The sequence below is a fragment of the Dokdonella soli genome (assembly GCF_039523175.1).
Taxonomy (GTDB): domain Bacteria; phylum Pseudomonadota; class Gammaproteobacteria; order Xanthomonadales; family Rhodanobacteraceae; genus Dokdonella_A; species Dokdonella_A soli.
Genome location: NZ_BAAAEU010000006.1, coordinates 51470 through 65831 on the forward strand (window position 1 = coordinate 51470; position 14362 = coordinate 65831).

General features: G+C 63.4%; 5 protein-coding genes, 2 tRNA genes and 3 rRNA genes. 1 reads left to right on the plus strand and 9 read right to left on the minus strand.

Going from position 1 to position 14362, the window contains the following annotated elements; all coding sequences use genetic code 11:
* Positions 1 to 111 precede the first annotated feature (111 nt).
* The 9 genes from ABD002_RS05950 to tyrS all read right to left on the minus strand — a co-directional run bounded on the left by ABD002_RS05950 (position 112) and on the right by tyrS (position 12700).
* Positions 112 to 3525, minus strand: a complete 3414-nt coding sequence (locus tag ABD002_RS05950; protein WP_343788177.1) for an ankyrin repeat domain-containing protein — start codon at positions 3523 to 3525, stop codon at positions 112 to 114.
* A gap of 120 nt (positions 3526 to 3645) precedes the next feature.
* Complete coding sequence (locus ABD002_RS05955; RefSeq protein WP_343788178.1) at positions 3646 to 3894, minus strand: YcgL domain-containing protein; 249 nt, start codon at positions 3892 to 3894, stop codon at positions 3646 to 3648.
* Positions 3895 to 4010: 116 nt separating this feature from the next.
* Positions 4011 to 5411, minus strand: a complete 1401-nt coding sequence (locus ABD002_RS05960) for a hypothetical protein (protein ID WP_343788180.1) — start codon at positions 5409 to 5411, stop codon at positions 4011 to 4013.
* Between the two features lie 310 nt (positions 5412 to 5721).
* Positions 5722 to 5836: ribosomal RNA gene (gene rrf / locus ABD002_RS05965) — 5S ribosomal RNA — on the minus strand.
* A gap of 113 nt (positions 5837 to 5949) precedes the next feature.
* A 23S ribosomal RNA gene (locus ABD002_RS05970) occupies positions 5950 to 8824 on the minus strand.
* A gap of 185 nt (positions 8825 to 9009) precedes the next feature.
* Positions 9010 to 9086, minus strand: a tRNA-Ile gene (locus tag ABD002_RS05975).
* A gap of 18 nt (positions 9087 to 9104) precedes the next feature.
* Positions 9105 to 9180 (minus strand) — tRNA-Ala (locus tag ABD002_RS05980).
* 80 nt (positions 9181 to 9260) lie between these two features.
* A 16S ribosomal RNA gene (locus ABD002_RS05985) occupies positions 9261 to 10799 on the minus strand.
* The 16S, 23S and 5S rRNA genes sit together here with 2 tRNA genes alongside, the layout of an rRNA operon.
* A gap of 689 nt (positions 10800 to 11488) precedes the next feature.
* Positions 11489 to 12700 carry a tyrosine--tRNA ligase gene (gene tyrS / locus ABD002_RS05990; RefSeq protein ID WP_343788182.1) on the minus strand — a complete coding sequence of 404 codons (1212 nt, stop codon included), beginning with the start codon at positions 12698 to 12700 and terminating at the stop codon, positions 11489 to 11491.
* A 200-nt stretch (positions 12701 to 12900) separates the two neighbouring features.
* Between tyrS and ABD002_RS05995 the strand changes: the two genes are divergently transcribed.
* Positions 12901 to 14361 carry an OapA family protein gene (locus tag ABD002_RS05995; protein WP_343788184.1) on the plus strand — a complete coding sequence of 487 codons (1461 nt, stop codon included), beginning with the start codon at positions 12901 to 12903 and terminating at the stop codon, positions 14359 to 14361.
* Position 14362: the final 1 nt, after the last annotated feature.

Here is a 14362-nt window from a genome sequence, read left to right on the forward strand (position 1 = left end):
GCCGGGACCCAGCGCCCTTTATGCGCGCTCCCGCAGAGACGCCGGATCCCGGCGCTCGCCAGGATGACGAATCTGCGAGGCTCGCCGGCGACCGGCTCCCATCGCCAGTTCCTAATCCGGCGCGCGCGCCGGACGACGCAGGGTCTGGCGCACGCCTGGCATCGGCGCATGCGATCCGAGCTCGGCGGCAACGTCGACATAGCCCAGCAAGCCGGCGACGTCCGCCGCAGTGCGCTCGAAGCCGTCGAGCAGGTCGAGCGGCGCGCCGTGCGCCTTGAGCAGGCGTGCACAGCCGAACAGGCCGTGCAGCGCGCAGGCGTGCAGCACACCGACGCCGCGCTGGTCCTGCGTGTCGATCCTCGCACCACGTTCCAGCAGGAGTTGTGCGAGCCGCAGCAGATGCTCCGCGTCGCAACGTGTGCCCGGCTGCGCGCGCGCACCGAGCAGGACCAGCAACGTATCCTGGCCGGTCTGGTCGCGCGCATCGAGACGCGCTCCGGCGCGCAGCAGCAACTCGAACAGGTCGCGCGCACCGGCGGTCTCGCCGCTGTCGAATGCGTACTGGGCGACCGCGTGCAGCGGCACGGTGCCGTGCTCATCGGTCGCGTTCGGATCAGCGCCGGCTTCGAGCAACGCTTCGGCGATGCGCAGCTGGCCGCGCGCCGCGGCGATCGTGAGCGCGGTGCCGCCGCCGGCCATGCGCGTGTCCGGCGCAATACCGTGGCTGAGCAAGGTGCGCACGACCGCCTCGCGTTTCGCTCCGACCGCGGCGCCCAGGCAGTGGATGCCCGAATGCGCCGCATGCGTGGTGTCGGCACCGGCTTCGAGCAGGCGCACGACCAGCGCGGCATGACCGGAACCGGCGGCGCGGATCAGCGCGGTCGCGCCCTGAGCGTCCACGCCGTCGATCGGCAACCCCAGCGCGATCAGCCGATCGACCGCGTCGAGATCGCCATCCGCGGCGGCGGCCGGCAGGTCGGCTGCTCGCAGGCGCCGCAAGGGCAGACGCCAGCGCGTCCATCCGAGCCAGTGTGCAAACGCCGGCTCGCCGCGCGCGAGCGCGAGGCCGAGCGGCGTCTCTCCGGTCGCAGTCGCTATCTCGGGATTCGCACCGGCATGCACGAGTGAGCGCAGCAGCGGCACCGCGCGGTCGACGTCTGCCTTCAGCGCGAGATGCAGCGGCGTGCGCCCGAGCGCATCGCGCGCGTTCGGATCGGCGCCGAGGTCGAGCAGCCGCGCCGCCAGTACGGCATCGCCGGCGTCGACCGCGAGATGCAAGGCGGAGCGCTGGCCCGCGTCGGTTCCGCACCAGTCGGCGCCGCGTTCGACGAGCGTGCGCGCGAGCGCGCGCGCCGTGTGCCCTTCCGCGCCATGGGGCGCCGACGCGAGCACGCGTGCGATCAGTCCCGCGCCGCCGGGCGTGGCACCGCACTCGAACAGCTCTCGCAGCGCGTTGCATGACGCGGGCAGGTCGGCGACGAGCGCGTCGACCAGATGGCGACCGTCGTTGGTGCAGACGTCGCGGTCGAGACCGTGGTTGAGCAACCAGTTGCGCGCGTCGCCCTGTTCGGGAGCGCGAAGATCCAGATAGAGATCGGCGAGTGTCGCGGGCGGCCATTCGCGGAGCGCGCCGGCGAATTCGGCGGCGACGTTCCAGTGGCCAAAGCGCAGCGCGTCGAGAAGATGGTCGGCGTTCGCGACCTGCGCGGGCGGCATTCCGCCGGCGAGATTGCTCGGCAATGGATAGGCCGGATCGAGCAGCGCGACGACGTGCCAGCGCCCCGCGGCGGCCGCGTGGTCGAGCGCGCGCTTGCCGTCCGCGCCGACGCGTGCACGATCGGCGCCGAGCGAGAGCAGCGCGCGCACGGTTTCCTCGCTGGCATGACGCGACTGGCAGGCGATGATCAGCGCGCTGCGGTCGCCCGCGTCGACACAGTCCGGGTTCGCCTTGCGCTTGCCGAGCGCGTGGATCGCGGCAACCGTACCGGAGCGTGCGGCTTCCATCAGCGCGGTGGTGCCGCGGTGGTCGATGAGGTCCGCATCGGCACCGGCCGTGAGCAGCGTCTCGACGATGCGCGGATGACCGGCCAGCGCCGCGGCCATCAACGGCGTGCGTTCGAACGCGGCGCGCGCATCGACGATCGCGCGCTGCTTGAGCAGTAACTTCACGCCGACCGGATCGTCGTCGGCGACGCTCGCCGCGAACACCAGCGCAGGCTGCGCCTGCGCGATGTCGGGCTTCGCGCCGCGTTCGAGCAGGAACGCGGCCACGTTCCAGTTCGCGTTGTTGCAGGCGATGCCGAGTGCGGTCATGCCTTCGGCGTTGATCGCGTTGACGTCGACCGCCGCGTCGAGCAGCAACGCGGCGACGATCGGTTCCGCGCAGCGCGCCGCGTGATGCAGCGGCGTGTTGCCGACCGCGTCCGCGATGCGCGCGTCAGCGCCGTTCGAGAGCAGCATCGTGACGGCCTCGGGGCGGCCCTCGTAGCTGTCGCGCGTGGCCGCGATCAGCGGCGTGATGCCGCCATGGGCCTTGTTGATGTCGGCACCCTTGGCGATCAGCGCGCGCAGCAGGCGCAGGTCCGGCAATGTCACCGCGATCATCAGCGCGCTGCGCTGGTCGCGCTGATCCGGTCCCGGCAACGCGTTCGGATCGGCGCCGCGTTCGAGCGCGGCGAGGGCGAGATTGATCTGCGCGGAGTGCGTGGCGCAGAGCAGGGTCGCGTCGAGCTCGGCCCGGCTGATGTCCGGAGGTAGCGCCGGAGCCCCGTCAGCGGCCGCCTGCCCGGTACCTGCGCATGGTGTGGTCTGTCGCCGATGCCGATGGCGCGCGTCGGCGAGCAGCGCGCCCACGCAACGATTGGTCATGCCGATGTGCGCCAGCGGCGCGATGATCAGTGCGTACAGCGCGAGCACCGCGATGCGCGTGTCGCCGGAAAGGAATCCGCCGAGCCCGGCCAGCGCGAGCGCACCGACCGCGAGCAGCAGCAGCGCGATGCCGGCCGGCAAGCCGTAGCCGAAGAACAGGTCGTGCTCGCGGGTCAGGTGAAGCGCGAACGCGAGCGAGCGGCGCAGCGCGGTCAACAGCCAGGAGCCGCGTTCGTCGTCACGCGGATACGCATCGTCCCAGACGAAGGGCAGCGCGAACACGGGCCAGACGCGCCAAAGCACGAACAGCGTCAGCACCAGCGCGGCCGACAGCGTGAGCGCGGCCGGCAGCGTGCCGTCGCGTGACAGCCACCAGGCCGGAGCGGCGAGCACGGCGGCGACCAGGGCCGCGTAGGTGGTCAACAGGACGAAGTAGGTGAGGCCGCGCCGTGCGACGCTGCGCGCAAAACTCGTCTCGGCGCCGAAGCCGACGGCGTGGCAGATGCCGCTCATCGCAAGCGCGTTCGCGACCAGCAGCGGCACCAGCGACAGGGGATGATCGATTGCGCCGGCGAGTGCGAAGCAAAGCCACGCTGGCAGAAGATGGCGGATCACCGCGAACAGCGTGTGTAGCCGGCTGACGGCACGTCTGGGCATCCGCGTGTGTACTCCTCCGCGGCCCGCGCCGCGCCGCGCCGAGTATATCGACGCCGGTGCGTGCTGCGGGCTAACAGCGGGTTAAACGGACCGGCTATTGCTTCACCTGAACGCGATCGTTCAGCCCGGCTCGGATGGCTCCGGCGGCGGCAGTTGCAGATGAAAGCCGCGTCGCTCAAGGTTCTCGATCACCACGGCGGCATCCTCGCGCGCGAGTTTGCGCTGCGGCGTCAATTCGATCTCCGTGACCAGCTCAAGCCTGCCCAGCGGTTCGCCGAGCGCCGGCGGCAGCGCCCCGAATCCGTCGCGTTCGCGCAGGAAGACATACGTATCGGCCTTGCGGAGGCTCTTGTAGACGAAGCAGTGCATCGATCGGAGTCGGGTCGCGAGAGTGCGTCGAATACTATCGCGCAGACGCGGCGGCGCTCCACTCCGGAACGCGATCGTCATGGCGTGTCGAGGCAACGATCACGCAGTCGGCTGGGTCACCCCGGCGGCGCGTCCACGAGCCGACCCGTCGATGACATCATCGCCTCAGCGGGTGCGCCGGCGGTGCCGCCACAGCCGACGATATGCACGCGGCCGTCGAGCGGTATGCCGCGATAGCTCGGGACGTCGGCAAGAAAGCGTTCCAGCAGCCAGCAATCGGCGGGGTTCGATGGGGCGATGGGCAGTGGCTGCTCGCGGCCAGAGAGCCGCTGCAGGAGATCGGCATGAAAACGCTGCTGCACACCGCCGACTTCGCGGATGCGCAGCATGATCGCGGCGCCATGGATGAGTGCGATCGTCGCGACGACCAGAATCACGACTCGCGCAGCGCTGTGGATGCGCGACCAGGCGACCGCGGTTACGCCGACGGCGGCCGCACTCGCAAGGTAGGCGTAGTGGTCATAGCTCGTGTCGAGGATCAGGACCGGCGCAAGCGAGGTCACGACCAGCGCGAACCAGGCGGCCGGCCAGCGCCAACCGGCGCTCGTGAGCGCGACCAACAGCGCGGTGACACAAAGTGCCGCGGCCGCGAGGCGCGCCGGACTCTTGGCGAGCAAGGGACCGACCTCGAGCATCGGCGGCACGAACGGGAACAGCAGGTATTCGGCGAGGCGTCGCGGCACGTTGCCGAGCGACCAGGCGTAGGCGCCGCCGTTGTGCGGCGTTCCGAGGATTACGCCGAGCCGCAGCGCGAGATAGATGGCGACGACCAGCGCGCTGGTCGCGATGACCGCGAACACGATGTCGCGCCGCGGATGTCGGTACAGCGCAGCCAGCAGCAGCGCGGGCAGTACGACCGCCGACTCCTTGCTGAGCAACGCGGTGATGATCAGTCCAACCACGACCGCCCCGATGAGCAGCGTACTGCCCGGCAGTCCTCGTGACGTGTTCATGCCCTGCAGCCAGCGCAGCGCGAGGAGCCCTGCACCGAGAACGAGAATATCCGCCAGCGTGGCTGTCCAACCGTGCGTGTACGCGGCGTACGGCATCAGCACGAACAGGACCGCAGCGCACGATGCGACACGTCGCGTCGCACCGGCGCGTTCCGCGCATGCAGCGAGCAGGAGCGCGTTCGCCGTGCCGAGTGCGACGAAAACCAGATGCATCAGATACGGCATCGCTGCGAGCGCGTGCGCCAGGATCAGCCAGAGATTGAACGTCAGCGGGCGGTACTGAAAGACCGCGATGTCGGTCCATGGGATCCAGGGCAGCTCGCGCCAGGCAGCGACGTCGGCGCGCGCCCACCACTGCAGTTCATCGTGGCTGAAGTAGCCGGGATTGCCGATCAGCGGAAGCTGCTGCAGCAGCAACAACGCGAGCAGCGGCAGCTGGCCGGGGCCCCGCGGCTGGCCGCGCCACGGATGGAAGCGTTTCGAATTGGCCTGCGGCGATTCCATCGGGCGGATTCACGGGTTCGTGAGGGTGGCACATGTGGCCATGGTCAAGCCAGCGCGGCCCCAGCTCTCGGGAACAGGAAGTCTGTGCGATCGGGCGGGTAGTTTGCGACGGGCCTGAAGCATGAATGCCTGACCGAATTCAGAAAAGCGTTCGGATGGCGCACCGCGGCGCAACGAACGAGCGCCTCCGTGCTGCGAAGGCATTCTTGAATGAAGCCCTTGGCGATGACCTGTTGCGGCCGGCGCCAGGGCGTCGACAGCAACAAAAACAAACCCCCGCAGTGTTGCTGCGGGGGTTCGAGGGTAAAGCCCCTGGCGATGACCTACTCTTGCATGGCTTAAGCCACACTACCATCGGCGCAGCTGCGTTTCACTTCCGAGTTCGAGATGGGATCGGGTGGGACCACAGCGCTAAGGTCGCCAGGGAACTGGTGCGAGTCGCGCAATCGCGCGGACTCGGCATTGGGACTTGGGACGTAACATAAGGTTTGGCTGCCGTCAGACCTCTCGTTGAGGCGACGAAGCGTCTTGGAGTTATATGGTCAAGCCGCACGGCTCATTAGTATCAGTTAGCTCGGCATTACTGCGATACACACCTGACCTATCAACCACGTAGTCTTCATGGGGCCTTTAGGGGACTTGTGTCCCGGGAGATCTCATCTTGAGGCGCGCTTCCCGCTTAGATGCTTTCAGCGGTTATCGCTTCCGAACGTAGCTACCCGGCAGTGCCACTGGCGTGACAACCGGAACACCAGGGGTTCGTCCACTCCGGTCCTCTCGTACTAGGAGCAGCCCCTCTCAAATCTCCAACGCCCACGACAGATAGGGACCGAACTGTCTCACGACGTTCTGAACCCAGCTCGCGTACCACTTTAAATGGCGAACAGCCATACCCTTGGGACCGGCTACAGCCCCAGGATGTGATGAGCCGACATCGAGGTGCCAAACACTGCCGTCGATATGAACTCTTGGGCAGTATCAGCCTGTTATCCCCGGAGTACCTTTTATCCGTTGAGCGATGGCCCTTCCATACAGAACCACCGGATCACTAAGACCTACTTTCGTACCTGCTTGATCCGTCGATCTTGCAGTCAAGCACGCTTATGCCTTTGCACACAGTGCGCGATGTCCGACCGCGCTGAGCGTACCTTCGTGCTCCTCCGTTACTCTTTGGGAGGAGACCGCCCCAGTCAAACTACCCACCATACACGGTCCCCGATCCGGATTACGGATCTAGGTTAGAACGTCAAGCACTTCAGGGTGGTATTTCAAGGATGGCTCCATGCAAGCTAGCGCCTGCACTTCAAAGCCTCCCACCTATCCTACACAGAAGAACTCAACGTTCAGTGTAAAGCTATAGTAAAGGTTCACGGGGTCTTTCCGTCTTGCCGCGGGAACGCTGCATCTTCACAGCGATTTCAATTTCACTGAGTCTCGGGTGGAGACAGCGCCGCTGTCGTTACACCATTCGTGCAGGTCGGAACTTACCCGACAAGGAATTTCGCTACCTTAGGACCGTTATAGTTACGGCCGCCGTTTACCGGGGCTTCGATCAAGAGCTTCGCCTTGCGGCTGACCCCATCAATTAACCTTCCGGCACCGGGCAGGTGTCACACCCTATACGTCCACTTTCGTGTTTGCAGAGTGCTGTGTTTTTGATAAACAGTCGCAGCGGCCTGGTCACTGCGGCCCAAAACTGCTCAGCAACGCGTGTTGCCACAGTTCTGGGCGCACCTTCTCCCGAAGTTACGGTGCTATGTTGCCTAGTTCCTTCACCCGAGTTCTCTCAAGCGCCTTGGGATTCTCACCCTGCCTACCTGTGTCGGATTACGGTACGGTCCTCATGATCTGAAGCTTAGAAGTTTTTCCTGGAAGCGTGGCATCAGTGACTTCGTCCCAAAGGACTCGTCTCGGTGCTCGGCATAGATGAGAGCGGATTTGCCTACCCTCAATGCCTACCTCCTTTCCCCGGGACAACCAACGCCCGGTACACCTAGCCTTCTCCGTCACTCCATCGCAATCACGAGCGGTGCTGGAATATTAACCAGCTTCCCATCGACTACGCGTTTCCGCCTCGCCTTAGGGACCGACTAACCCTGCGCCGATGAACGTTGCGCGAGGAAACCTTGGGCTTTCGGCGAGGGGGCTTTTCACCCCCTTTATCGTTACTCATGTCAGCATTCGCACTTCCGATACCTCCAGCGGACCTTACGATCCACCTTCGCAGGCGTACGGAACGCTCCTCTACCGCTCACACTTGCGTGTGAACCCCGAGCTTCGGTGCATGGCTTAGCCCCGTTAAATCTTCCGCGCGGGCCGACTCGACCAGTGAGCTATTACGCTTTCTTTAAAGGATGGCTGCTTCTAAGCCAACCTCCTGGCTGTCTATGCCTTCCCACATCGTTTCCCACTTAGCCATGACTTTGGGACCTTAGCTGCAGGTCTGGGTTGTTTCCCTTTTCACGACGGACGTTCGCACCCGCCGTGTGTCTCCCAGGCTTGCACGTGTTGGTATTCGGAGTTTGCCATGGTTTGGTAAGTCGCGATGACCCCCTAGCCATAACAGTGCTCTACCCCCAACAGTGATACCTGAGGCGCTACCTAAATAGCTTTCGAGGAGAACCAGCTATCTCCGGGTTCGATTAGCTTTTCACTCCTAGCCACACCTCATCCCCTACTTTTGCAACAGGAGTGGGTTCGGGCCTCCAGTGCGTGTTACCGCACCTTCACCCTGGGCATGGCTAGATCACCCGGTTTCGGGTCTACGCCTTGCGACTATGCGCCCTATTCAGACTCGGTTTCCCTTCGCCTCCCCTATACGGTTAAGCTTGCCACAAAACGTAAGTCGCTGACCCATTATACAAAAGGTACGCAGTCACCCTTGCGGGCTCCTACTGCTTGTACGCATACGGTTTCAGGTTCTATTTCACTCCCCTCTCCGGGGTTCTTTTCGCCTTTCCCTCACGGTACTGGTTCGCTATCGGTCGGTCAGGAGTATTTAGCCTTGGAGGATGGTCCCCCCATGTTCAGACAGGGTTTCACGTGCCCCGCCCTACTCACTTTCATCGCACAAGCCCTTTCGCATACCGGGCTATCACCGTCTATGGCCGGACTTTCCAGACCGTTCCGCTAGAACTTGCACGACTTTTGGGCTTTTCCCCGTTCGCTCGTCGCTACTAGGGGAATCTCGGTTGATTTCTTTTCCTCGAGGTAATGAGATATTTCAGTTCCCTCGGTTCGCTTCCCAACTCTATAGATTCAAGCTGGGATACTCCTCGCGGAGTGGGTTTCCCCATTCGGACATTCCCGGATCGAAGCTTGTTGCCAGCTCCCCGGGACTTTTCGCAGGCTACCACGTCCTTCATCGCCTCTGACCGCCAAGGCATCCACCGTATGCGCTTAGTCGCTTGACCATATAACTCCAAGTCGCCTCGGAGCCATACGACAAACAACAAGATTTACTTCGCCTACTTGCCTCAACGACACGTCTGGTTCGGCAGAACCAAAACGCTTAGTTACGTCCCAAGTTTTCAAAGAGCATGGCGCGCACTTCAACGTCGCGCCATTCAAAATCTTTAAGTGTGCGATCCAGAGAAAATGGTGGGTCTGGGAGGACTCGAACCACCGGCCTCACCCTTATCAGGGGTGCGCTCTAACCACCTGAGCTACAGACCCAATGTTGCGAGCGCCAGATGGTGGAGCCAGTCGGGATCGAACCGACGACCCCCTGCTTGCAAAGCAGGTGCTCTCCCAGCTGAGCTATGGCCCCTTGAGGGGACTCGCGGCCGAGCCGCGTCTCTGGATGCAGGTATCTTGTGTGGGCACCTTGGGATGGCGAAGTCATACTCGAAAGGAGGTGATCCAGCCGCACCTTCCGATACGGCTACCTTGTTACGACTTCACCCCAGTCATGAACCACTCCGTGGCAAGCGTCCCCCTTGCGGTTAGACTACCTGCTTCTGGAGCAACCCACTCCCATGGTGTGACGGGCGGTGTGTACAAGGCCCGGGAACGTATTCACCGCGACAATGCTGATTCGCGATTACTAGCGATTCCGACTTCACGGAGTCGAGTTGCAGACTCCGATCCGGACTGAGATCGGCTTTCTGGGATTGGCTCCACCTCGCGGTATTGCAACCCTCTGTACCGACCATTGTAGTACGTGTGTAGCCCTGGCCGTAAGGGCCATGATGACTTGACGTCATCCCCACCTTCCTCCGGTTTGTCACCGGCAGTCTCCTTAGAGTTCCCACCATTACGTGCTGGCAACTAAGGACAAGGGTTGCGCTCGTTGCGGGACTTAACCCAACATCTCACGACACGAGCTGACGACAGCCATGCAGCACCTGTGTTCCGATTCCCGAAGGCACTCCCGCATCTCTGCAGGATTCCGGACATGTCAAGGCCAGGTAAGGTTCTGCGCGTTGCATCGAATTAAACCACATACTCCACCGCTTGTGCGGGCCCCCGTCAATTCCTTTGAGTTTCAGTCTTGCGACCGTACTCCCCAGGCGGCGAACTTAACGCGTTAGCTTCGACACTGAGCACCTAAGTGTGCCCAACATCCAGTTCGCATCGTTTAGGGCGTGGACTACCAGGGTATCTAATCCTGTTTGCTCCCCACGCTTTCGTGCCTCAGCGTCAGTACTGGTCCAGATGGCCGCCTTCGCCACGGGTGTTCCTCCCGATCTCTACGCATTTCACCGCTACACCGGGAATTCCACCATCCTCTACCGTACTCTAGCTCGCCAGTATCCATCGCAATTCCCAGGTTGAGCCCAGGGCTTTCACGACAGACTTAACGAACCGCCTACGCACGCTTTACGCCCAGTAATTCCGAGTAACGCTTGCACCCTTCGTATTACCGCGGCTGCTGGCACGAAGTTAGCCGGTGCTTATTCTTCCGGTACCGTCATCCGCACGGGATATTACCCCGTACGATTTCTTCCCGGACAAAAGGGCTTTACAACCCGAAGGCCTTCTTCACCCACGCGGCATGGCTGGATCAGGCTTGCGCCCATTGTCCAATATTCCCCACTGCTGCCTCCCGTAGGAGTCTGGACCGTGTCTCAGTTCCAGTGTGGCTGATCATCCTCTCAGACCAGCTACGGATCGTCGCCTTGGTGAGCCATTACCTCACCAACTAGCTAATCCGACATCGGCTCATCTTGTCGCGTGAGGCCTTGCGGTCCCCCACTTTCACCTTTCGGTCTTATGCGGTATTAGCGTAAGTTTCCCTACGTTATCCCCCACAACAAGGCAGATTCCGATGTATTCCTCACCCGTCCGCCGCTCGCCACCAGGGTTGCCCCCGTGCTGCCGCTCGACTTGCATGTGTTAGGCCTGCCGCCAGCGTTCACTCTGAGCCAGGATCAAACTCTTCAGTTGAAATTGCAGACTTCCAGGCCGAAGCCCTTCGGTCAAACTTCTGAGTGTGAACCAAGCTTTGCGTAAAACATTGCTGCTTTGACGTTTGCTTGGACGCACTTTGTATCGATGGACTTTCATCCACCACAAGGCGCCCACACAAGTTACCTGCGCACACTTTCAAAGATCAAAGGCTTGCGGGGTTTTCTTCGTCCCGCGCCCAAAGACATTTCGTCGAAGGGAGCCGCATATCTTACATCGTATTTCGTATCCGTCAACACTTCGAAGCGACTTTCTTTTCGCTTCGTGCCGACCGGCTTTCGCTGGTCGACACCTTCGCCGTTTCGCTCTTTCGAGCCACCCGTCGAAGGGGCGCGCATCTTACATCCGATTCCCGACTCGTCAACACCTGCGAGGCAACTTTCTGCTTCGCGCTGCGGACGACCCCGGGAGGTCGCCCTTGCGCCGATCACCCGGCTCAGGTGTTCAACGAAGGGCCGCGGATCCTACAACCAATTTCCGATTCGTCAACACCCGCGTTGCGATGTTCTGCTTCGCGTTGCGAACAAGCCCGGAAGGCTGCCGCTTTCGCTTGCCGCCCGGTTCGGGCCGCTCAACGAAGGGCCGCGAATCCTACAACCAAATCCGGATCCGTCAACCCCCTCTGCGCGATGTTCTCATCGTCATCGCGAGCACGCCCGCTGCACGGCTTACAGCGCGACCAGGCGCACGCGTGCGAAGCCGCGCTTGCCCAGCTGCAGAAGGTGCTCGGCGCCGACGCCGAACGTGAGCTCGCGACTCTCGACGACTGCGCCGTCGACACGCACCGCACGCTCACCGAGTTTGCGCGCCGCCTCAGATGTGCTCGGCGCAAGCCCCGCCGCCTTCAGCAGGGCGCCGATGCGGATGCCTTCCGCCGGCACGCCGATCTCCAGTGTCGTGATGTCCTGCGGCACGCCGCCGCCCTGCACGACATCGTGCCAATGCCGAACCGCCGCCTCCGCCGCCGCGCGGCCGTGGAAGCGCGCCGTCAGCTCGGCCGCGAGCTCCATCTTGCAATCGCGCGGATTGGCTGTGCCGGCGTTGATCGCACCGCGCAGGCGCTGGATATCCGCCACGGATTTCTCGAACGACAGCAGTTCGAAATAGCGCCACATCAGCTCGTCGGAGACGCGCATCACCTTGCCGAAGATCTCGTTCGGCGGCTCGTTGATGCCGATGTAGTTGCCGAGCGATTTCGACATCTTGGCGACGCCATCGAGCCCCTCGAGCAACGGCATCGTCAGCACGATCTGTGCCGGCTGGCCGTAATGCTCCTGGAGGCCGCGGCCCATCAGCAGATTGAATTTCTGGTCGGTGCCGCCGAGCTCCACATCGCATTTGAGCGCGACCGAGTCGTAGCCTTGCACCAGCGGATACAGGAACTCGTGGATCGCGATCGACTGCTGCGCGGCGTAGCGCTTGGCGAAGTCGTCGCGCTCGAGCATGCGCGCGACCGTGTGCTGCGCGGCCAGCTTGATCATGTCGGCCGCGGACATCGCGCCGAACCATTCGGAGTTGAAACGCACCTCGGTGCGCTCCCGGTCGAGCACCTTGAAGACCTGATCGGCATAGGTTTTTGCGTTCGCCTCGACGTCCTCGCGTGTGAGCGGCTTGCGCGTCACGTTCTTGCCGGTCGGATCTCCGATCATTCCGGTGAAGTCGCCGATCAGAAAGATCACCTGATGGCCGAGATCCTGGAACTGGCGCATCTTGTTGAGCAGCACGGTATGGCCCAGATGCAGGTCCGGCGCGGTCGGGTCGAAACCGGCCTTGATGCGCAGCGGCCGGCCAAGCTTGAGCCGCGCCTCCAGTTCGTCGCGCTTGATGATTTCGTCGGCGCCGCGACCGATCAGATCGAGCGCGTTTTGCATATCCGTCATGTGATTCCTTAGCGTCATCCGGGGGCCGCGCGAAATGTGCGTCTGCACAATGTACGACTGTCGTTTTCCGGCACCCGAAACGGGCATGCCGGTTAATAAATTGTTAGCCAAAGATCGCTCGCAACCCCTTGTCGCCATTGGCATTGACGGCGAGCGCACAACCCCCTTATGGTACCGCGCGATCGACCGGACTGCGACCTGTGACCGACCTCCAGCACGACCTCAAACCCGCGCGTCACAAGACCCGCCGCCTCGCGATCCGTCGCCACACGCAACGCCGACACTTTCATTTCTACTCCCGATGCTCGTCGACCTGGACGTTCATGCAGAACGTCGCCGCGTCGCCGATCAATTGGCGCGCGGAACACTGGATCCTCGGCGGCGTCGCACTGCTGCTGACCGCACTGGTCGGCATCGTGATTCCGACTTGGGCGAACGCCACGCGCCACGAGCCCGTGCCGACACCGTACACGACGATGGCGCTCGACCTGCCGCAACTGCCTCCCGGCAGCGAGGCCGATCCAACGATTGGCGCCTACGGTGTCAACGGCGCGACGCAACCCGAATGGCGCATCGTCAACGTGCGTGCCGGCCAGTCGCTGTCGGACATCTTCCGCGAGCAGGGTCTGGGGCCGACCGACCTGCAACGCGCGCTGGATTCGCAGGACGACGCTTCCGCGCTGCGCCATATCCGCCCCGGCCAGGAATTCGCGTTCGCGTTCGACAAGGACGGCGGCCTGACCGCCATGCGCTTTGAGCGCGGCGACGCGACGCGCGTGGTCCTGAATTTCAGCACGGACGGCGTGACCGAAGCGGCTGAGGAGCGTGCGGTCGAGCGCCGCACGCATGTCGCGCACGGCGTCGTCACGCGCTCGCTGTTTTATGCCGGCGAACAGGCCGGCCTCAGCGATGCGATGGTGCTCAAGCTCGCCAATGCATTCGGCTACGACATCGATTTCGCGCAGGACCTGCGCGAGGGCGACAGCTTCAGCGTGATCTACGACGACGTCTACCGCGAGGGCGAACACCTGCGCGACGGCGACGTCATCGCCGCGACGTTCATCAACCAGGGCAAGCGCTACACCGCGATCCGTTATACGAACGCGGACGGCGAGACGATGTTCTACAACGAGGCCGGCCGCCCGCTGCGCAAATCGTTCCTGCGCACGCCGGTCGAATTCACGCGCATCTCCTCGACGTTCTCGACCGGCCGCATGCATCCAATTCTCGGCTACATGCGCGCGCACAAGGGCGTCGACTACGCGGCGCCGACCGGCACGCCGATCCGCGCCGCCGGCGACGGCAAGATCGTGTTCCGCGGCTGGAAATCCGGTTACGGCAACTTCGTGATCATCCAGCACAACACCCACATCAGCACCGCCTACGGCCACATGTCACGCTTCGCCAGCGAGCAGATGGGCCAGCGTGTGCGCCAGGGCGAAACCATCGGCTACGTCGGCATGACCGGCCTCGCCACCGGCCCGCACCTGCACTACGAATTCCGCGTCGATGGCGACCATCGCAATCCGCTGACCGTGACGCTGCCGATCGCCGAACCGCTGCCGGCGGCGCAGCTCGCGCAGTTCCGGCAGAAGACGGCGCCGATGCTCGCCAAGCTCAAGATCGTCGACGGCGTGCAGCTTGCCCGCGCCAACGATTGAG